Raw genomic sequence first — 19,574 nt, 5'->3', positions numbered from 1 at the left:
ATTACTAAAGGAAATGATATGAAGTCTATCGGTATTTTTTGCGGTTCATCTGAAGGCCATTCTCCGGTTTACATGCAGGCTGCTCGCGAAGCCGGAACCTTTCTGGCTCAGGCTGGACTGGGGATTGTTTATGGCGGTGGCCGGGTCGGATTGATGGGGGCCGTGGCGGATTCTGCTCTGCAACACGGTGGGCACGTGACGGGGGTGATGCCTGTATCTTTGGTTGAACGTGAAATTGCGCATACCGGGCTGACAGATTTGCAGGTCGTTGAAAATATGCACCAGCGTAAAGATCGCATGGCGGCGCTGTCTTCTGCTTTCATCGCCTTACCCGGCGGGGCGGGCACCCTGGAAGAGATTTTTGAGCAGTGGACGTGGGGGCAATTGGGTATTCATAACAAGCCCTGCGCGTTTTATAACATGAACGATTTTTATCAACCGTTGCAGGTTATGGTACAGAAGATGGCCGATGAAGGTTTTATGAAGCAGAGCTACGTGGATATGCTGTTTTTCTCCGATTCCTTGCCGGAAATTGTTGAGTATTTTGCGACGTACACGCCGCCCGCCTCCAAGTGGACGGCGAGCCAGAAATAAGGCAATGCGCCGCTCCAGGGGGCTGGGCAGTAACAGCAGTGCGACGCTGGATTATCACGGCGGTCACGCTGAATGAACCGGCCTCTCTGCACGATGTGCGGTGAACGTTAAAAGATATTTACAGCGTGAATGTAAATACGTAGTGTCTTCAGGGAGAACCAGGTGCCGCCGACGCGGGCAAAAACGGCAAGGAAGCAGGAGAACGGATGAAATTTATCGCCACCTTAACCGGGCAACACATTGATTTCAGCGATATTCGACCGGAGCATATCGCGATTGAAGATATCGCCGTCGCCCTTTCGAACATCTGTCGCTTTGCCGGGCATGTGCCTGAATTTTACAGCGTTGCCCAGCACGTGGTGCTGTGCAGTCAGTTGACGCCGCCAGAGTTCGCGCTTGAAGCGCTGTTGCACGATGCCGCTGAGGCTTATTGCCAGGATCTTCCCTCGCCGCTAAAGCGTTTGCTTCCTGAGTACAAAGAGATTGAAGCACGACTGGACAACGCCATTCGCCAGCGCTTTCATCTTCCTCTCACGCCGAGCAAGGTGATTAAGCAAGTGGATCTGATGATGCTGGCGACCGAGCGGCGCGACCTCAATCTGGATCCCGGAAATGACTGGCCGATGCTGGCAGGCGTGTCGCCCACGACGCGACTGACCGTCAATCCGCTGATGCCACGGCAGGCGCGAGCGCTCTTTTTATCCCGCTTTCAGGAACTGACAACGGGTTAAAGATGGTATGCCGTTACGGTTCTGTGCGTCCCGGTCAGTGAATCGAACACCTCGACATCCGACGCCTGAACAGGCATCCCCGATGCGCGGAGTCGCTGTATATCGGCGGCAATTCGCTGGATCCCCAGCCAGAACAGCCCATCAAGGGCGTTAACCTCTAAACCGCTCTCCAGCGCCAGACGAAGCCGTTCTTCGGGACGCTTTGTCTGACTGGCTACCTGCTGATAGGGCGCGGTGGTGATCGTTTCCTCATCCATACGGCGGATACGCGACGACAGACGATAACGAAATGCATCGGGGACGCGACTGAGATCGGCGTTGATGCTGTAAACCTGCCCACGGCGTTTATCATTAATCAGGACATTTTTTTGGGTGAGGGCAAATTCTTTGCGCAGTTTATCAATCAGCTGCGGGGTGCGGGTGAGCAGTAAACGAAAGGGCAGTTCGAAGCTGGTCACGTAATCGACATTGAGCAGCGCAATACGCAGTCGTTCTTCAACGCCGGCATTCTCTTGCTGGCACTCCGCCAGAACGTCCTTCCATTGGCTGGTAATGCGCGGCGACTCGTTGATTTCAGTGAAATGATATTTCTCAATCAGATAATCGATACGCCTGGTCATTGTTCCCTCCCATCCCATCTGCCTGCTCGCCAGTAGCACAACATAGCATAGAGAAAGAGACTGAATACAGAGAGACGAATTGTCGTCCATTTAAGAATATTTAAGAATTTAAACTAAATTCTATATTTTCAATGGGTTATGAAAATCATGTCAGTTAAGACTTTTTAATTGAAGTATTTAATTAGTTACCAATATAGTTTTAATGTCGCGCCAGATGATATAGCAGAACGGAAATCAACGGCAAGCTAAATGGATTATTAATACGGAAGTAAAAGCGATGACAATATATATCATAAGTAATAATAATTATTTGCAGGACGGCATCGTATTGTTGGCAAAAGAGGCCAACCTGGACATCGTGAAAGAAACCATGCACCATTTGCCTGTAGACAAACTCACTTTCGACGATACCGTGATTTTGCATCTTAATTTGTTCAACAAAGGTTGCGCCAGGCAAATATCCAGTCTTAACAAAAAATGTAAGCTATTGATTATTTTGAATTCTGAACGAAGTGCCCTGGTCTTTGATGCCGACATGATTGTCAGTGCCCGACAATCTCTGCTGGCGCTGACGATGATTATTACGCGTCTGGCGAGCATGGAAAAACGGCAGGTTATCAGGAATCATATTCTCAATCGCGTCGAGAAAATGATCATTTGTGAATCACTGCAGGGTAAAGATATTAACCTGATTGCCGAGTCACTGGCATTGCCGCCGAAACGGGTATACACCTATCGCAATCTCGCGTGCAAGAAATTGGGTGGTCACAGGGTCCACGATCTGCTGCTAATCAAAGATAATTTACTGGAAGAGAGTATGTTTCTTTAACACGCGTCAGCTCTGTTAAGCACAGAGCTGACGGTGGTATCCGGCTTAGCGGGCACAGTACAACAGGGGGCGTTTTCCGATGGTAAACAAGAATCCGTGGTTGCCCTGATTGAGAATAGAGTAACTCACATTTTTATCGGGATAGACGTAGAAATCAGGCAGAATATTGGCTAATAACGCATCCGGTAACGTCTCGATAATTTCGAACTTATTGATTCGGGTTGAGTGTAAGTGGTACGAATCCTGGTTTTCTGTCCAGTTATAGGCGACATCTCGTCTGATTCGTCCTTTAAGTTTGTTATCTTCAATGTAGGTCCCGCTGACGGCCACGATGCCGTTCTGATTCTTCAGGGAATACATGTAATTCAGCGTAATATTTGCGCGCGCGTTTTCATGATACACCACCAACGACATCGAACATTCCTGTTTATCGTAATGTTTAGACATCAGAACATTGTATATCGCGCCGATGAGCACACCCGCGAGTAAAAACACCGCACTCATCATCATGATTGTTTTTTTACTCACTTCCTGCTCCACGAAAAGAGAGTGTGATACAACCCGGAACGGCTGATTTCAGGTAATTCTTGCGACAGACAAGAACGGCTAATCCGGGAGACGTTTGTGACAGCGGGAAATACACCCAGGGATACTTTTCGCAATCGAGGCCAGAACCCAGAATCAACGCCTTAAAGCGTGCATAACTGTTTTTGTTATCGTGGCTGTCATCCGTGGTATAGAAGTGGCAACCTTTGTCCTGCTCGACGAAGGTATAGCCAGCGAAGAAAGGCTTCGTATCATTAAAGTGCCAGACAACGTTCGTGCCGATCGCACCAATGAAAAATGCCGCTAACATGGCGATGATGCCAACGAAGAAGGGCAGTCTGCTGCGCTGACTTACCGTTACCGTACGGGCGGGAAGGGCAGTATCTTCTGGCGTCAACTCTGGCCCGGCGTCAGTGTCGTACTCCACATCCAGTTCATCTTCACCCTGCAGAGTATCGGTCGCTTCAGTAGCCTGAGCGGCCGCAACGCGGGTGATTCTAACGCTTTTATCGATTTGAAACCCTTTGCGCGGTACGGTGGCGACCAGGATTTGGTCGGTCTCACCGACGGCACGCAGGCCACGACGGACAATAGAGATGTTCTGATAAAGGGTGTTTGCCGGAACCAGCATACCTTCATCTTCCCACACCTTTTTGAAAAACTCTTGCTGAGTGACCACGTCCGGTGACGCTTCGAGCAGCAAAAGCAGACAACGGCTGGCAGGCGTTGTCAAAACGACGTTAATTTCCGGATTAGTAACCGAAATTAACTTTTTACTGTCTGGTCTGAATTCAATATTATCGTTAATAATCCAGTGCATATAGGTTCACGGTGTACGAAAGTGATAAACAGTAACGACTTAAGTGTAGAAAATTCTGGACATAGTATTGCATATACTTATGTGAACACTGTAAGCCGGTTGATTTATGAAACTATTGTTTTTGTTCTGTAGTTTTACATATGTATATAGACAATAAGGTGATTTGTTAACAAAACCAGTGGTTTCTGCCGCTATGTTTAATTCGGTGGTGTAATCTTCCTGGAATCTCAGGTAATCATCCTGGACAGATTACTGCCGTATTGCGGAGATATCGGTTTTATGTCAAAAAACTCAACCAGTTAGATTAATTATTAGGCACCGACCTGTGGGCGCAGATAAATATATTATGTTTGTCATGTTCATTTCGTAGTGACTCCTGCTGATATTTTGTCCCTAAATGGCGTAAGTCGATGACTTCCGCTGATAAATACGTCATTTCCACTGTCTGATTTTCAACGGCGTGGAGAAAACGGAGTAGAAAACGGTTTCAACACGTTGATTTAAGATCCGTCATCAGACAGATGCCCCTTTATGTAATCACGCTTCTTGATTAGTATTTTTTAATGAAAACAAGGGTTTTTAAATCGTTTTATTAGAAAAATTATTATGCCGACCTTGCATCAAATAGTCAATTAGAGCAAATAACCTTAAATATCATTAAATACATAATATAAAGCCTTAAATATCTCCGTAACTGGTTTTTTATACTTATGAATAAGAGATAGGTGAGCATTTACTCATCTAACATTAAAATCGTAACGGGGACATTCACACGCTATGCTTAAGGGATAAACAAAAAAGAGGCAATGTCATGGATAAGCAACTTGAGGATGCGGGTTATCGCGTCTATACCGGCGAGAAAATTGATGTCTACTTCAATACGGCGATTTGCCAGCACTCCGGAAATTGTGTTCGCGGTAGCGCTAAACTTTTCGATCTGAAGCGCAAACCGTGGATTATGCCTGATGAGGTTGATGTTTCAACGGTTACCAGGGTCATCGATACCTGCCCAAGCGGGGCGCTGCAATATCGTCGTAAATAAGCGAGGGAAAAATGGAAATACTGGAAGGCCGTAATAAATTCTATGTCAATGATGCGCAGGGGAATCAGGTCGCTGAAATTGTTTTTGTTCCGACCGGTGAACATTTAAGCATTATTGAGCATACTGATGTCGATGCCAGTCTGAAAGGACAAGGCGTCGGAAAACAACTGGTGGCGAAAGTGGTGGAAAAAATGCGCCGCGAGAATCGCAAAGTTATCCCCCTTTGTCCGTTTGCCAAACACGAGTTTGATAAAACGCGCGAGTATGACGATATTCGGGCCTGAAAACCTGCCGGACAATGCGCCTGAGCAGTCCGGCTACATTTACCCTTCCCGATGCAGTAAATCCTGATAGATACCGGTTAATATCCCCTGCGGTCCAAACTCCTTTTTGATCCACTGAGTCACCTGACCGGTGGCGGAATGCTGAGTAGCGAGCAGCATTCGCGAGTCCTGACGTGGGTTATGGATCTGTCGCGTGACCAGCAGCGAATCTTCCATCGCTTCACGCACCATGTAGTCCGGTAAAAAGCCAATTCCTGCACCGAGGATCTGACACTGGCATTTGGTATTGAAATCCGGCACGAGAATGGATTCCTGACCATGCAACAACCAGCCCACCTTTTTATTAATGGTATGCGCGGTATCTTCCACCATGATGTTCGGGTAGAGACGCAACTGACTTTCGGCGATCGGCTCAGGCATGAAAGCCAGCGGGTGATCCGGTGCGATCGCAAATGCCCAGCGAATGGCGCCAATTTCGGTGTAATCAATACCGCCGCCGTCCAGCAGCGTATCGGGCGCGCCGATGGCGATATTGGCCTGGTTGTTGATGATGGAGTCCCAGACGCCGTTATACACTTCAGTGGTGACCGTAATCTGGCAGGTCGGAAACTGCTTCTTCAGCACCTGGAGTAATCGCGCGGTATGTTTTGGCGTATACAGAAGTTGATTGATGCAAATACGCACCCGCGCCTCAATGCCCTGCGCAATGGTATCAATGCTGCGCTTGATGGCGTGAAAATCGTTCAGCAGGTCGGTGGCCTTGCGAAAAAAGTAGCGTCCCGACTCGGTGAGTTCAATGCTGCGGGTATTGCGGGTAAACAGCACCACATCAAGACCCGCCTCCATTCGTTTGATGGTATAGCTGATGGCAGAGGTCGTCAGGCCCAGTTCCTCCGCCGCCTTGCTGAAACTGCCAAAACGGGCGGCGGTGGTAAAAGCCTGCAGGTTTTCTTCCGTAAAAATTGAATTCATGCACAGGTTCCTGTTCTGGTCAGCGGTTGTCGCGTCTCCCCGGAGATGACTGTATTGGCTTGGCTTGCCATTGGGCAATCACTTTTGAATAACTTTTAATACCTGAGTCGGGCTCAGGCACTGTCTTTCGATGTGGATTCACTCAGTTTCCGCCCGGTGTACTCCGAGATAAAACCCACGCAGTTCCCGGCTAAAAAGCCGAGTAGCGTCACCGTCCAGTTCAGTCCGGTGGCGAAAAACAGCGTCATACCAAGGAAACCGCCAGGAATAAACGAGGTTAACCAGAAACGCCCCTGCCAGACGATAACGGCGGAAAACGGCACGGTCATAACCACACTTGCCCAGAACGAAGAAAGCCCGCTCGCGGACGCCAGCCATCCGGAGGCCAGTGCTGCCAGAAAAGCCCAGACGGCGCCGGTGTAGTTCACAAACAGGCTTTTCACAAAGCCCGCTTTGCTCCCCCCGGCAGCATAGAAGCTGCAAAACGCGACAAAGCCGATAGTTCCCAGTAATTCCCAGCCTGGAGCCAGCCCAACCCTCGAGGACACCATCTGCCAGAGACCTGCACAAATGCCGACAGTAATGCCTGTTGCGGTGAGTCCGTTCATCTTTATCCCCTCTCGTCATAAACGTCTGGATAGCGTGGTTTCGTTCGGCAACTATATAGAAAGAAAACCCGATTGAGTTAAGGGGAATAACAGCAAAGAAATAAAGGGTGCACTACAGCACAGTCTGTGCGGATTGTTAAAAACCATTCAATAATTAATCCGCTTATAGCGAATAAAATTTAAGCGGGTTCTTTTCTATAAATTTCGTTGCTATTCTCAGTCCATCAGATACAGCCACAAAAATCAGGGGAATGATCATGACAAATACCAGTCTGATGACAGACTACCTAATGGCTGCGCAGCAGGGTGATGTAGGAAAATTAACTTTCTGTCTGGAACAGGGCGTGGATGTGAATACCTGTAACCGCCAGGGACAGACGGCAATTATTCTGGCGAGTCTGCATAAAAAATATGACTGTGTTGCTGCGTTAATTAGCGCAGGTGCGGATATTAATCAGCAGGATCAGACTTGTTTGAATCCTTTTTTATTGAGCTGTCTGAATAACGATCTCACACTGTTGCGTTTAATTTTACCGGCCAGGCCCGATCTTAATCGATTAACGCGTTTTGGCGGCGTGGGATTAACGCCTGCCTGTGAAAAAGGCCATCTTGATATCGTCAACGAGCTACTCACGCAGACGACGATTAATGTGAATCATACCAACTTTGTTGGCTGGACGCCGCTACTGGAAGCCATTGTGCTGAATGACGGCGGCGCCACACAGCAGGCGATTGTTGCCCTATTGCTGGAAAATGGCGCCAGTCCGCATATGACGGATAAATACGGCAAAACGCCGCTGGAACTGGCGCGGGAAAAAGGCTTTGAGGCGATCGCCCAATTGCTGATTGCCGCAGGAGCCTGATGAAGGAGAAACGCTATCGACACCCCATTACGGCGGTGTGTGCAAGCGCTAACTGCGGATGCGGGCTTTCTCTGCGAACGCGGCAGCGGGCGGGTTGAACAGGTCTTTTCCCGGGCAGTTAATCTGTATTTCCCGGCGCAGCGCCAGCTACTGACGCTGTTGTGTGAAGAGTATGACAACGCGCCCAACAGCGCCCGGTTAGCACTCACCCACTTTGACGGCCTGTTCCGGCCTGGTGAGTTGGTTCAGTTTCATCCTTCGGGAATCACTGTTGGTGATGATAAATGGATAGACACGACATCCTGTCACGACTGGCACATGCCGACACTGCTATTGAGTCCCGAAAGGTTCCGGCAAATTCCCTGGCAACGGTGGAGCGAACTTATCCATCAACAGTTACGGGAGAATGAGACATTATTTCTCTGGCGCGGCGAGAATCCATTTTATCAGGCGATGTGTCACGAATTACAGCATCGACGAAATACATTATTACGTGCAATGCGAAAAGGGACCGAAATTGCGCCCGCCGTAATCCGGATGATGGGGTTAGGCATTGGCCTGACGCCCTCAGCAGACGATTATCTGGTTGGCCTGAGCATTATTTTATTTATTGCTGGCCACCCGGCAGAAAAATACAAGGAGGCATTTTGTTCGGCACTGCAATCGGGCAGAGAAAATACCACGCTGCTTAGCGCGATTACGCTGGAGGCGGCATTTAAACAACGCTATCGCGAAAATATTGCCGGGTTTATTAGCCGCATGATTAATGAACCCAACTGCTTTTCTATCCAGTCTATTGCCAATATTAAAAGTATTGGCTCAAGTTCCGGCTGCGACATGCTGTATGGCATGGCAGATGCCTGCGCGCTGAGCCAAATATATGGAGGGAATTATGTCAGTTAAGATAGTCATTAAACAGAATACCTATTTTGATTCCGTGTCACTTATGTCCATTTCCACCCGCGCCAATAAACTCGACGGCGTCGAGCAGGCGTTTGTGGCGATGGCGACCGAGATGAACAAAGGGGTGCTAAAAAATCTGGGGCTGTTGACGCCGGAGTTGGCTGAGGCGAAAAACGGCGACCTGATGATTGTGATCAACGGTAAAGAGGGCGCAGACAACGATCAGACGCTGGCGGCCATTGAAACGTTGTTCACCAAAAAAGCGGAAAGCGGCTCGCACGAAGCGCGCTATGCCACGCTGAGCAGTGCGAAAAAACATATTCCGGACAGCAACCTGGCGGTGATTTCGGTTAACGGCCTGTTTGCTGCCCGTGAAGCGCGTCAGGCGCTGCAAAACGATCTGCACGTGATGCTGTTTTCTGACAACGTCTCTGTTGAAGACGAACTGTCGCTCAAACAACTGGCGCACGAAAAAGGGCTGCTCATGATGGGGCCGGACTGCGGGACGGCGATCATCAATGGCGCCGCGCTGTGCTTTGGCAATGCGGTCCGTCGCGGCAACATTGGCATTGTGGGCGCTTCGGGGACCGGTAGCCAGGAGCTGAGCGTACGCATTCATGAATTTGGCGGCGGCATTTCACAACTGATTGGCACCGGCGGACGCGATCTGAGTGAGAAAATCGGCGGCCTGATGATGCTGGACGCCATCGCGATGCTGGAAGAAGACCCGGAAACGGAAATCATCGCGCTGATCTCAAAACCGCCTGCCCCGGCAGTGGCGCGTAAGGTACTGGAGCGTGCGCGTGCCTGCCGTAAGCCCGTCGTGGCTTGTTTCCTTGGTCGCGCAGAACCGCCTGCTGACGAACAGGGTCTGCAGTATGCGCGTGGGACAAAAGAGGCTGCGCTGAAAGCGGTATTGCTGAGTGGCGTGAAGAAAGCATCGTTAAACCTGCATCCGCTGAACGAGACGCTGATTGCCGAAGTGCGCGCGCGTCTGACGCCACAACAGAAGTACATTCGCGGTCTGTTCTGCGGCGGCACGCTGTGTGATGAGACCATGTTTGCGGTGATGGAAAAACACGGCGATGTCTACAGCAATATTCAGCCCGATCCGGCCTTCCGCCTGGCGGATCTGAATCGCAGCGTTAAACACACCTTCCTCGACTTTGGCGATGACGACTTCACCAACGGTAAGCCACACCCAATGATCGACCCTACCAACCGTATCAGTCGCCTGTTGCAGGAGGCTAACGATCCGCAAGTGGGCGTGATCGTGATGGATTTTGTGCTCGGCTTTGGCTCGCACGAGGATCCGGTTGGTTCGACGCTCGACGCTATCAAAGAGGCGAAAGCGATCGCCGCCGCGGATGGGCGTGAGCTTACGATCCTCGCCTATGTGTTAGGCACCGATCTTGATACCCCGTCACTGGAAAAACAGCGCCAGATGCTGAGCGACGCGGGCGTGATTCTGGCAAGCAGCAGCACCAATACCGGTCTGTTGGCGCGTGAATTTATCTGCAAAGGGGAGGAAGCCTGATGAGCCAGTCACTGTTTACCCAACCGCTGAACGTCATCAACGTGGGTATCGCGATGTTTAGCGACGATCTGAAAAAACAGCATGTCGATGTCACCCAACTTGACTGGACGCCGCCGGGCCAGGGCAACATGCAGGTGGTGAAGGCGCTGGACAGCATTGCCGATTCGCCACTGGCGGAGAAAATCGCCGCTGCGAACCAGCAGGCGCTGGAGCGGATTATCCAGTCGCATCCGGTGCTGGTCGGTTTCGATCAGGCGATCAACGTGGTGCCGGGCATGACCGCGAAAACGATTCTCCACGCCGGTCCGCCGGTCAGCTGGGAAAAAATGTGCGGCGCGATGAAAGGCGCGGTCACCGGCGCACTGGTGTTTGAAGGGCTGGCAAAAGATATTGATGAAGCCGCTGAACTGGCAGCCTCCGGTGAGATTACCTTCTCGCCGTGCCACGAGCATGACTGCGTCGGTTCGATGGCGGGTGTCACTTCTGCTTCCATGTTTATGCACATTGTCGAAAACAAAACTTACGGCAACATTGCGTACACCAACATGAGTGAGCAGATGGCGAAGATCCTGCGCATGGGAGCCAACGACCAGAGCGTGATCGACCGTCTGAACTGGATGCGTGACGTGCAGGGCCCCATGCTGCGCGATGCGATGAAGATTATCGGTGAAATCGATCTGCGCTTAATGCTGGCACAGGCGCTGCATATGGGCGATGAGTGTCACAACCGCAACAATGCGGGCACTACGCTGCTGATTCAGGCGCTGACGCCGGGCATCATTCAGGCCGGTTACCCGGTTGAACAACAGCGTGAAGTGTTCGACTTTGTTGCCAGCAGCGATTACTTCTCCGGCCCGACGTGGATGGCGTTGTGTAAGGCGGCAATGGACGCGGCGCACGGCATCGAATACAGCACGGTGGTGACCACGATGGCACGTAACGGTGTGGAGTTTGGTCTGCGGGTTAGCGGCCTGCCGGGGCAGTGGTTTACCGGACCAGCGCAGCAGGTGATTGGCCCCATGTTCGCAGGGTACAAGCCGGAAGATTCCGGTCTGGATATCGGCGACAGCGCGATTACCGAAACCTACGGCATCGGCGGTTTTGCGATGGCGACGGCACCGGCCATTGTTGCGCTGGTCGGCGGAACGGTGGAAGAAGCGGTCGATTTCTCCCGTCAGATGCGTGAAATCACGTTGGGCGAAAACCCGAACGTCACCATCCCGTTACTGGGCTTTATGGGCATACCGACGGCGATCGACATCACCCGCGTCGGTAGCAGCGGCATTCTGCCGGTGATCAATACCGCGATCGCGCATAAAGATGCCGGTATCGGCATGATTGGCGCCGGGATTGTCCACCCGCCGTTTGCCTGCTTCGAAAAAGCAATCCTGAGCTGGTGCGAACGCTACAGCGCATAACCACGCACTCCCCGGCGCTTTCTGAGCCGGGGATTCTTTCTCAACACACACAATAATCCCATCACACTCTGTACCGGAAACCTACACGATGAAAGAACTTGTGGTCGTTGCCATTGGTGGCAACAGCATTATCAAAGATAACGCCAGCCAGTCGGTTGAACATCAGGCCGAGGCGGTGAAAGCCGTTGCCGATACCGTACTGGAGATGCTGGCATCGGACTACAATATTGTTCTGACCCACGGCAACGGCCCGCAGGTTGGACTGGACTTGCGCCGCGCGGAGATCGCTCATGAACGTGAAGGGCTGCCGCTTACGCCGCTGGCAAACTGTGTCGCCGATACGCAGGGTGGAATTGGCTATCTGATCCAGCAGGCGCTGAATAACCGGCTGGCGAAGCGCGGCGAGCAGAAAGCCGTCACCGTCGTCACCCAGGTCGAGGTGGATAAAAACGATCCGGGATTTACCCATCCTACTAAGCCTATCGGCGCGTTCTTTAGTGAAGCCCAGCGTGATGAATTACAGCGGGTCAACCCCGACTGGCGGTTTGTGGAAGATTCCGGGCGCGGCTACCGTCGGGTTGTTGCGTCACCTGAACCGAAGCGCATTGTGGAGTCGGAAGCCATTAAGGCACTGACGCAGAAGGGCTTTGTGGTTATTGGCGCGGGCGGTGGCGGGATCCCGGTGGTGCGCGGCGAGCAGGGCGATTATCAAAGCGTCGATGCGGTTATCGATAAAGATCTCTCTACCGCGCTGCTGGCGCGGGAGATCCAGGCGGACATTCTGGTTATCACCACCGGCGTTGAGAAGGTGTGCATTCACTTTGGCAAACCCGAACAGCAGGCGCTGGACTGGGTCGACATTCCCACGATGACCCGTTATATGCAGGAAGGTCACTTCCCGCCGGGCAGCATGCTGCCAAAAATTGTCGCCAGTCTGGCGTTTCTCCAGCACGGCGGCAAACGCGTCATTATCACTACGCCTGAGTGCTTGCCCGCGGCCATTCGCGGCGAGACGGGCACCCATATCGTCCATTCATAACAGGAAGCAACGATGAAGGAAAACAAGAGCCGCCGTGAGTTTTTGAGCCAGAGCGGGAAGATGGTCACCGCCGCCGCGCTATTGAGTGCTGGCGCACCGGTCGCCTATGCGGCAACCTCTGGTGCAACAACCTGTGACGCCAGAGGCACCATGACGATTAACGATACCCATTACTACCTCGACAACGTCCTGCTTGAGACGGGCTTTGACTATGAGGGCACGGTCGCGGTTCACACGCGTACGGCGCTGCAAACCGTGGAGATTCAGGCAGGCAAAATTGTCGCGCTGCGCGACAACAAGAGCCATCCAGACGCCACGCTGCCGCATTACGATGCGGGCGGCAAACTGATGCTGCCGACCACGCGCGACATGCACATTCACCTCGATAAAACGTTCTACGGCGGGCCGTGGCGCTCACTGAACCGTCCGGCAGGCACCACCATTCAGGACATGATTAAACTTGAGCAAAAGCTGTTGCCAGAACTGCAGCCTTATACTCAGGAACATGCCGAAAAGCTGATCGACTTGCTGCAGTCAAAAGGAACCACCGTGGCACGCAGCCACTGCAATATCGAACCGGTCTCTGGCCTCAAAAATCTTGAGGATTTGCAGGCGGTACTGGCACGGCGTAAAGCGGGCTTCGAGTGTGAAATCGTGGCGTTCCCACAGCATGGTTTGTTGTTATCGAAATCAGAACCATTGATGCGTGAAGCCATGCAGGCCGGCGCGCACTATGTCGGCGGGCTGGATCCGACTAACGTCGACGGCGCGATGGAAAAATCCCTCGATACCATGTTTCAGATCGCCCTCGATTATAACAAGGGCGTGGACATCCATCTGCATGAAACCAGCCCGGCGGGCGTCGCGGCGGTGAAGTATATGGTTGAAACGGTTGAGAAAACGCCGCAACTGAAGGGCAAGCTGACCATCAGCCACGCTTTTGCGCTGGCGACGATGAATGAGCAGCAGGTTGATGAGATTGCCGCTCGCATGGTGGCGCAGCAAATTTCCATCGCCTCAACGGTGCCGATTGGCACGCTGCATATGCCGTTGAAGCAGTTACACGATAAAGGCGTGAGGGTGATGACCGGCACGGACAGCGTGATCGACCACTGGTCGCCTTACGGTCTGGGCGACATGCTGGAGAAGGCCAATCTTTACGCCCAGCTCTACATTCGTCCCAATGAGCAAAGTCTTTCTCGCGCGCTGTTCCTCGCGACAGGCGATGTGCTGCCGCTTGACGAGAAAGGCGAGCGTGTCTGGCCGAAAGCGCAGGATAACGCCAGCTTTGTGCTGGTGGACGCCTCCTGTTCTGCCGAGGCGGTTGCGCGTATTTCACCACGACACGCCACGTTCCATAAGGGACAACTGGTGTGGGGAAGCGTCACTCGCTAAACGGGGGGTAGCCCGCTACGGTAGTCGCGAGACGGCTTTTTCGTAGTGCCAGAAGGTGCCGTGATCGTTGATAGCGTCATAGCGAACCGACGAACACGGCGCCCCATGTCCCTGTAGCGAGACCGACAGCGTGGAAAGCGGCGCAATCATGATGCCGCTTGCACTGCCAGCTTCGCAGCTTATCCCGGCCAGCGTGATATGCCACGGGGTAGGGTTGGTTATCTGTAGCTGATTTTGCGGCCCGACATACGCCACGCGCAGCTTTTCTGCGTCACTTTCCCGAAGCGCACCAATGCCCTGTGGGCGGATGAACAGCTTCATGCGGATGCGTAACGGCAGTACCACTTTTTGTGCCGCCTGCGCATCGGTCTGCGTCATGGGGGGGATCTGATACACATTCAGCCAGTAAAGCGCTTCGCGATCGCGCGGCAGGGCGGAGGTATCGGTCAGTTGCAGCGTAATGCTGCGCAGCTCACCGGGCTGCATTTTAAACACCGGCGGCAGCGCGATGACAGGCGTCGTCTCCTCGTTGGGCTGGCTCGAGGGATTGCCTGTATCCGTCCAGACCTGAACCAGGGCTGGTTGTTGCGGAGAGTTGATCAGCGCCAGCGACGTGCTTTTCTCACCAGCATTAAAAATAACCCGGGTCACTTCGCTATTCACCACCGCGTGGGTGGAGAACGGCAGAACGTTCAGCAGTAACGCGCTACTGAAAGCTAACCACCACCTGAAGTTGTGCATAAACCGATCCTGCTGTAATGGATTCGCCAGGAATTGCTTCCAGCGAAGCGGTGAATTCACCGTTGTAAAATTCGGTCGAACCGCTTGTTGAGGTTTTAGAGGTTAAATCGGCATAGCCGTACCATCCCCCGGCGTTGCCCGTGGCGGTTGACGTCAGATTGGGCAGAAGGTTGATGGCACTACCGCCCAGCTTCTCGCTGTAGATGCGAATACCCACGCCGGACGCCACGCCGCTGGTGCCATAATGGTTATCGAGCAGCCAGGTCCAGGCTCCCGATCCGGTTTTGAGTCCTAACTGGTTCGCCGCATTTGCCGCCGTCTGATTATTTACCAGAAAGCCCATCGCCACGTTCGCTTTGCTGGTTGTTGAGACTGCGGTACTGGAAATCGCGCCGGTTTCGCATTCAACGGTTATGTTAAAGGGTGTCTGCGCCGTGCCGCCGCCGCTCAGCTCACCGACGCTTATCGGCGGCAGGCGGACAATGGCGGGATAGTCGTCGATCCGACAGGCCGCGCCGCGCACAAAGAAACTCTGGTTGGTGAGCGCCCAGCCGCCGGGCCACTGCATGGCGCCCCAGCCGTCGTAGTTGGTTCGGCTGTCGGCGCCGTCAAACAGCCCGGAACTCATACCGCCGCCGTGAAAGGCGATATAGCCTGCCGGTCCCGCGTAGGTATAACCATAGCGATTTGAACTGTTCACGCCTTTTGAAGCATCATCAACCCGAAAAAGCTCAACGAAAACATCGCTGAAGGCGCTGCCCGGGATGTAAATATAGGTTCCGTCATTAAACATCTCGCTTTCAGGGATGAGGCGTGTTTGCCAGTAGCGCGAGTAGTATTGCCCGGTTTTCAGGTTGGTCAGCCTGAGCGCCACGTTTTTGACGTAGGTGTAGTAAGCGCCTTCAATACCTGCAACGGCCTCTCTGCCACCCGAGGCGTCATCGCCGTTGGTGGCGTAATATTCATATACCTTGCCGATTTCCGCGACATCGCAGCGGAAATAGATCTGGTTGGCGTTGACGCCCTGGGTGCGGCCGTTAGGCACAAAACTGGCCGTTGAGCTGGCGAGCAACGTGCCTTCGCTCTGAAAGCCGGTGCCGCTGCTTAAGCTGATAACGCCGGGCAGCCCCAGCTTGCCCCTTACTTCGCTATCGCCAACCCCACCCCAACTGGCGCCGATATAACCGGCATCTTTCGCCACCTGAGACAGATCGTTGGCAGACGTTACCCTTTTACAGGCAGACCATGCCGGCGGCGTCAGTACGACACCGACCAACAGCAGCGGGAGAAAAGAGGATAATTTCATGAGCCATCACTCCTGGCGGCAAGGTAGCGTAAGTTGATACAGCGGCGCGTCGGGCGTCGTCGGCAATTGATACCAGACCTGGCACTGCTGGGCGGCATTCTTACCCCACTTAACGAACAGCACGCCGGACTGCGCGGCGATTCGGGCGTAGATTTGCCCGCCCTGACCCATGATGCCCACGTCGTCACCGTTGCTGTCCGTGACGTCCGCACCCATCGGTGGCTGGCTGCCGTCGGGCAGGGTGGTGTTAATCAACGTCGCTTTACCGCGAGTGGTCTTGAACGTTACGCGGGAAATTGCGCCGGCATAGGGGACCAGCCGCTTGCTGCCGCCCTGAAGTTCGACGTCATCGGCTATATTCTGGCTGTCGAGGCTAATGGTGTTATAGCGGTAGGGCGTTAAGGACGGAAGGATCGCGTAGCCGAAACGGTCTACCGTCGCGCCCTGCCCATTACGAATTTCGGCACCGCGTGCGCCGGGGGCTTCCACCAGTGCGAAGGTGTCGCTGGTATATGGACCGGCAGTCAACCCGCCGCGATGGGCAACCAGCGTGCCGGACATCCCCAGCCCATACTGCTGATAGCTTTCGCCCCGGGAGGCCCAGGCGCGGAAGGCGCCGACAGAGGTGCGGCGTTCAATATTGCCGCCCCACGTTGAGCTGTCGCCGCTATCATTGTTGTGCTCAATACCGCTGTAGAGCGCCCACGAGGTGGTACTTTTCTCGCCCGTTGTCCCACTCATCCCGACCGTTGCCGTCCGGCTGTCGCGACTGCGGTTCATGTCCAGGTTGATCTGCGAACGGCTGGAGCCAAAGTCGAACGGAATCGAAATCCCCAGCGACACCGTGTTTTCGGTGTATTTGCGCTGGTTCTCGTTATCGAAATCGCGATCGTTGACGCTGCTGAAGTAGCGGCTGGAATAAGTACTCCGCTGGCGTGCGGCGCTGACATTGAAGCTGATATCCCGCCAGCTATTGCTGTAGCCGAGCTGTAGTTGGGTGATGCGTGAGGCGTTGTTGTAGTAATCCGATGTGCTGCCGGTAAAGCTCAACATCCCCCAGTCGCCCATCGGCTGGCTGAGGGTCGCCGAAAAGTTGTTCCGCTGATTGAGCGTGTCGGAGTAGTAGGCGGTGCCGTTTTTTTCCTGGCGACGCACGCCGAGCACATCCTGCAAATCGCGATAGCCGCTGGTGGAGTAGCGATAGGCCGCGAGGACCAGGTTGGTTCCGGTAGTGAAGGTTTTACTGTAGCTCGCCTCGACGCGCCAGCCTTGTTGCTTCTCGTCATTTTCTACATGGGCGTTGGAAAAAACCGTGTTCAGACCGAATGCGCCGACGGAAGTCGCCAGCACGCCGCCGGCGAGAATGGCCTGATAATTATCCGCCAGTCGCGACCCCATGTTGGCCGTCAACACGTTGCTCATCCCGCGCTGCAACACGCCTTCAATAAACTTATTTTCCACGCTGTAGTACTGACGAACGTGGCCCATCGCCAGTTCGTAGTTCCAGTTACCGGGACGAATCGAGTCCGGTACGGCGGAGTAGGGGACGGTAAAGCGCGATATCTGACCGCCGGCGTCAATGACATCGACCGTCAGATCGCCCTGACCGCGGGTGTTGTACAGATCGTTAATCACGAAGGCACCGGGCGCGACAGTGGTCTCGTAGATGACCTTTCCCTGCTGACGCACCACCACATGGGAGGTGGTGGTGGCGACGCCGCGCACTTCCGGGGCATAACCCCGTTTGCCCTGCGGCCACATGCGCTGATCGGTGCTGAGCTTAATGCCGTTGAATGACAGACTGCCAAACAGACTGCTGTTAGTGTAGTTATCACCGAAGGCAATGATGCTGTCCATGTGCGGCAAAGGCCGCTGTACCGAGGTGGCGACCGCGTTATATTTGTAGTGGCCGCCTGTCTGATGATCATCGGCGTAACGCAGGTTACCCTGATGACGAACTTGCCAGAGGCCAAGGTTGATCCCAGCGTTGATATTGCTCCACAGATAGTCATAGCGCAGATGGCTGTCCGTGTTTTCGGTGTGATAAAAATTGGTGTTGTGGCGCAGAAACAGCGCGGTTTCACCAGCATCCCATTCGGATACCGGAATGAATCCTCTCGGCGAATGTAACAGCCCCGCCTGAGGAATCACCATGTTCAGGCGTAACGTGCGTAAATCCACTTCCCAGTTGATTTTCTGTCCCAGACTGTCGATCGGCAGACACGCGTAGGGCGTCGCACTTTGCGTTGTACGAATGGCGCTGGCGGTAATCAGCTCTGGTGACAGGCAGGGCTGAACCCGCGCCTTGTCGCCTTCCGGTTTGACCAGCGTGATCGATGCCTGGTGACGAATCAGCTGGTTGTTGAGATAGACGTCGAGCACATAGTTGCCTGTTGAAAGCGCGTCATCTTGCTGATTAAAGCGACCCAGATCCAGTGACTTGCCCACATCGGAACCCTGCAAAAGCGCCGGGTCAAAGTAATATTCCGCGTACGCCGTCGCCGGGACTAGCGCCAGGCCGACCAGGGGCGCGACGACGTTATAGCGGATAGTCGGCACTGATGCGTGCTCCCTGATCGTTGATCAAGGTGATGCGTACGCGCTGTGCGTTAGCGTCAGAGGCACGCGAAAAGTGAAACGTTTCGCTGGCAAAGGGCGAAATCATGTCATTTTTGGGGTGCTGGATTTGCGACGATCCGCCGGGTTGCAGGGCCGAGACGGTGACGAAATAAGGCTGGTTGTTTGTAATACTTATCGCCAGTTCTTTATTTCCGCTAATCCGTTTGACCTGCAGATTTTCCAGCATTTTTTGCGGATCGCCAACCAGCCCTGCCGGGCGATAAAAAAGTTTGACCCGATTGCGTAACATAATCAGCAGACTGTTTTGTTTTTCGGTTTGGCTTGCTGATTGTCCGGCATTGGCAGGAGGGATCTGCATGAAATTAAAATAGACCAGTGATTCTCTGTCCTGCGGTAATTCTTTTCCCTGGGTGTAAACAATACGAATGATTTGCCCTTCTCCAGGCTGAATGCGAAATGCCGGCGGCGTGGCAATAAACGGAACTTGCGCAGACTTATCCGGACCATCGGCCATATTGCCGTTATCAAACCAGCTCTGGACAACATAGGGAATGCCATCTTTATTTTTCAGATGCACATCGGTAGATTTCGCGGCGCCATTATAAATGATACGCGTTCCTGTCATCGTAATACTGGCATTCACGTGGCTACAGCATGCGATAAAAAAAAGAAACAGGCAGCCTGAAATAAACGGACGATGGCGATGAGAGGTTCGCATAACATTTTCCCTGAAGGTGAATGGCGGG

20 protein-coding genes are annotated in these 19,574 nt (G+C 53.3%); 11 read left to right on the top strand and 9 right to left on the bottom strand.

The window, feature by feature from the left end; all coding sequences use genetic code 11:
- Positions 1–18 precede the first annotated feature (18 nt).
- Together F384_RS15565 and F384_RS15560 are read left to right on the top strand one after the other, a co-directional pair.
- On the top strand, positions 19–594 hold the full coding sequence (locus F384_RS15565; protein WP_046486727.1) for a TIGR00730 family Rossman fold protein: 576 nt from the start codon (positions 19–21) through the stop codon (positions 592–594).
- Positions 595–800: 206 nt separating this feature from the next.
- Positions 801–1,325 carry a hypothetical protein gene (locus F384_RS15560; protein ID WP_046486724.1) on the top strand — a complete coding sequence of 175 codons (525 nt, stop codon included), beginning with the start codon at positions 801–803 and terminating at the stop codon, positions 1,323–1,325.
- On the opposite strand, the gene F384_RS15555 is transcribed toward F384_RS15560, so the two are convergent.
- Entirely contained in the window at positions 1,322–1,945 is a 624-nt protein-coding gene (locus tag F384_RS15555) for a hypothetical protein (RefSeq protein ID WP_046486722.1), read from the bottom strand. The genes F384_RS15560 and F384_RS15555 overlap by 4 nt on opposite strands.
- Positions 1,946–2,222: 277 nt before the next feature.
- Here F384_RS15555 and F384_RS15550 point away from each other — a divergent pair, with 277 nt between their 5' ends.
- A complete protein-coding gene (locus F384_RS15550; RefSeq protein ID WP_046486719.1) occupies positions 2,223–2,774 on the top strand; it encodes a hypothetical protein in 552 nt (183 codons plus the stop codon).
- A 45-nt stretch (positions 2,775–2,819) separates the two neighbouring features.
- Here the strand turns inward: F384_RS15550 and F384_RS15545 are convergent, their stop codons facing one another.
- On the bottom strand, positions 2,820–3,302 hold the full coding sequence (locus tag F384_RS15545; RefSeq protein WP_080949959.1) for a hypothetical protein: 483 nt from the start codon (positions 3,300–3,302) through the stop codon (positions 2,820–2,822).
- Complete coding sequence (locus tag F384_RS15540) at positions 3,295–4,140, bottom strand: winged helix-turn-helix domain-containing protein (protein WP_046486716.1); 846 nt, start codon at positions 4,138–4,140, stop codon at positions 3,295–3,297. The genes F384_RS15545 and F384_RS15540 overlap by 8 nt, the downstream gene beginning before the upstream one ends.
- Positions 4,141–4,951: 811 nt before the next feature.
- Here F384_RS15540 and yjdI point away from each other — a divergent pair.
- Together yjdI and F384_RS15530 are read left to right on the top strand one after the other, a co-directional pair.
- Positions 4,952–5,182, top strand: a complete 231-nt coding sequence (gene yjdI / locus F384_RS15535) for a 4Fe-4S mono-cluster protein YjdI (protein WP_046486714.1) — start codon at positions 4,952–4,954, stop codon at positions 5,180–5,182.
- Between the two features lie 11 nt (positions 5,183–5,193).
- The gene (locus F384_RS15530) at positions 5,194–5,466 is read left to right on the top strand and encodes a GNAT family N-acetyltransferase (protein WP_046486711.1); all 273 of its coding nucleotides are present in this window, start codon (positions 5,194–5,196) and stop codon (positions 5,464–5,466) included.
- Between the two features lie 39 nt (positions 5,467–5,505).
- Here F384_RS15530 and F384_RS15525 read toward each other — a convergent pair whose 3' ends face one another.
- Both F384_RS15525 and F384_RS15520 read right to left on the bottom strand, forming a co-directional pair.
- Positions 5,506–6,438, bottom strand: a complete 933-nt coding sequence (locus F384_RS15525) for a LysR substrate-binding domain-containing protein (RefSeq protein WP_046486709.1) — start codon at positions 6,436–6,438, stop codon at positions 5,506–5,508.
- Between the two features lie 113 nt (positions 6,439–6,551).
- Entirely contained in the window at positions 6,552–7,046 is a 495-nt protein-coding gene (locus F384_RS15520; protein ID WP_046486707.1) for a DUF1097 domain-containing protein, read from the bottom strand.
- Positions 7,047–7,303: 257 nt separating this feature from the next.
- Between F384_RS15520 and F384_RS15515 the strand changes: the two genes are divergently transcribed.
- From F384_RS15515 to F384_RS15490, 6 genes are all read left to right on the top strand, one after another.
- The gene (locus F384_RS15515) at positions 7,304–7,909 is read left to right on the top strand and encodes an ankyrin repeat domain-containing protein (RefSeq protein WP_046486705.1); all 606 of its coding nucleotides are present in this window, start codon (positions 7,304–7,306) and stop codon (positions 7,907–7,909) included.
- 39 nt (positions 7,910–7,948) lie between these two features.
- Entirely contained in the window at positions 7,949–8,812 is an 864-nt protein-coding gene (locus F384_RS15510) for a DUF2877 domain-containing protein (protein ID WP_046486702.1), read from the top strand.
- The gene (gene fdrA / locus F384_RS15505; RefSeq protein ID WP_046486701.1) at positions 8,802–10,349 is read left to right on the top strand and encodes an acyl-CoA synthetase FdrA; all 1,548 of its coding nucleotides are present in this window, start codon (positions 8,802–8,804) and stop codon (positions 10,347–10,349) included. The genes F384_RS15510 and fdrA overlap by 11 nt, the downstream gene beginning before the upstream one ends.
- Complete coding sequence (locus F384_RS15500; RefSeq protein ID WP_046486698.1) at positions 10,349–11,767, top strand: DUF1116 domain-containing protein; 1,419 nt, start codon at positions 10,349–10,351, stop codon at positions 11,765–11,767. The genes fdrA and F384_RS15500 overlap by 1 nt, the downstream gene beginning before the upstream one ends.
- Before the next feature lie 88 nt (positions 11,768–11,855).
- Entirely contained in the window at positions 11,856–12,806 is a 951-nt protein-coding gene (locus F384_RS15495) for a carbamate kinase family protein (RefSeq protein ID WP_046486696.1), read from the top strand.
- Between the two features lie 12 nt (positions 12,807–12,818).
- On the top strand, positions 12,819–14,201 hold the full coding sequence (locus F384_RS15490) for an amidohydrolase family protein (RefSeq protein ID WP_046486693.1): 1,383 nt from the start codon (positions 12,819–12,821) through the stop codon (positions 14,199–14,201).
- Positions 14,202–14,216: 15 nt separating this feature from the next.
- On the opposite strand, the gene F384_RS15485 is transcribed toward F384_RS15490, so the two are convergent.
- From F384_RS15485 to F384_RS15470, 4 genes are read right to left on the bottom strand one after another with little or no spacing between them, the layout of a single operon-like run.
- A complete protein-coding gene (locus F384_RS15485; protein ID WP_046486690.1) occupies positions 14,217–14,942 on the bottom strand; it encodes a fimbria/pilus periplasmic chaperone in 726 nt (241 codons plus the stop codon).
- Entirely contained in the window at positions 14,908–16,248 is a 1,341-nt protein-coding gene (gene stbD, locus F384_RS15480; RefSeq protein ID WP_046486686.1) for a fimbrial usher protein StbD, read from the bottom strand. Before stbD ends, F384_RS15485 begins: the two co-directional genes overlap by 35 nt.
- Before the next feature lie 6 nt (positions 16,249–16,254).
- Positions 16,255–18,807, bottom strand: coding sequence for a fimbrial outer membrane usher protein (locus F384_RS15475; protein WP_046486682.1), 2,553 nt, complete (start codon positions 18,805–18,807; stop codon positions 16,255–16,257).
- A complete protein-coding gene (locus tag F384_RS15470) occupies positions 18,788–19,546 on the bottom strand; it encodes a fimbria/pilus periplasmic chaperone (RefSeq protein WP_052746938.1) in 759 nt (252 codons plus the stop codon). Before F384_RS15470 ends, F384_RS15475 begins: the two co-directional genes overlap by 20 nt.
- Positions 19,547–19,574: the final 28 nt, after the last annotated feature.

It is taken from the genome of Citrobacter amalonaticus Y19 (assembly GCF_000981805.1).
Classification (GTDB): Bacteria; Pseudomonadota; Gammaproteobacteria; order Enterobacterales; family Enterobacteriaceae; genus Citrobacter_A; species Citrobacter_A amalonaticus_C.
The sequence above is the reverse complement of the archived record's forward strand: the minus strand, read 5'-3'. Positions and strand labels throughout refer to the sequence as shown.